Below are 1,055 nucleotides of genomic sequence, written 5' to 3'. Positions count from 1 at the left end.
CAACAACGGGTATCCCGTTGCCCCTCCTGGCTGGCAGGGCAGCGGAACCAGTGGAGGCGGCAGCTACACAGACAGCTCTATCCTCCAATATAACGGCGTCCTGGGACGGCTGAATATCAAGGGGCGCAGCATAACCGTTTATGAAGGGACGGATGACACCACTCTTTTATATGGCGCTGGCCATTTCACCGGAACCAGCGCATGGGATGGCAACGTCTGTCTTGCCGGACACAATCGCGGGCCGAATGCCTGGTTTTCCCAGCTGATTTCGCTGAATTACGGCGATATCATCACTTACAGCACAGCTCTGGGTGTGAGGACGTATCAAGTGACCGGAACACGCATTGTTTCCGTCAATGATCTCTCGCCGCTCAACGGCTCCACGGAAAATATGCTGACACTGGTGACGTGTCTTGCTAATCAGCCCTCCGTCCGCTTGATTGTGACAGCGCGGGAAATCGGATGAAAGTTTCCCTAGGCTTCTTCAAAAGCGCAAAATTTTGTGATACACTAAAGATGAAATCGTGAGGTGATGAACATGGATATGGAAGCCTCAGTAGCAACAGGTTTGCGGGCGGCAGGAGAGAAGGCCCGGATGGACGCATCCTGCAAACGGCTGCTCTCGGAAAAGCGCATCCTGGCATGGATCATGAAAAGCTGCCTGGAGGAATACCGGGACTGCACACCGCAGGAGATTGCGGAGCGGTATATCGAAGGGACGCCCCAGGTGGGAGAGGAGCCGGTTTATCCGGACGAAACTCCCCGTATCCACGGGATGAGCAATGAGGACAGCTCCATCCATGAGGGAACTGTGGTCTATGACGTGCGGTTCACGGCGCTGGCTCCCTCCACCGGAGAATCGATCCGGCTGATCATCAATCTGGAAGCCCAGAACAACTATTACCCTGGATACCCCATTGTGACGCGCGCCCTGTACTACTGTTGTCGGTTGATTTCTTCGCAGTATGGCAGGGAATTCACGCATGGCCAATACGATAAGATCAAGAAGGTGTATTCCATCTGGATCTGTTCCGAAGTGCCGGAAAACAGGAAAA

At 54.0% G+C, this 1,055-nt stretch carries 1 protein-coding gene and 1 pseudogene; both read left to right on the top strand.

Features of this window, described 5'->3' with window-relative positions; all coding sequences use genetic code 11:
- Positions 1-466, top strand: a 466-nt coding sequence (locus B5F35_RS18190; protein ID WP_140401303.1) for a sortase, incomplete at its 5' end; no start/stop codon positions are given.
- Between the two features lie 72 nt (positions 467-538).
- Positions 539-1,055 (top strand): annotated as a pseudogene (locus B5F35_RS18185) (hypothetical protein); the annotation flags it as partial.

The sequence above is a fragment of the Anaeromassilibacillus sp. An200 genome (genome assembly GCF_002160025.1).
In the GTDB taxonomy this organism is placed as follows: domain Bacteria; phylum Bacillota; class Clostridia; order Oscillospirales; family Acutalibacteraceae; genus Caccousia; species Caccousia stercoris.
The sequence above is the reverse complement of the archived record's forward strand: the minus strand, read 5'-3'. Positions and strand labels throughout refer to the sequence as shown.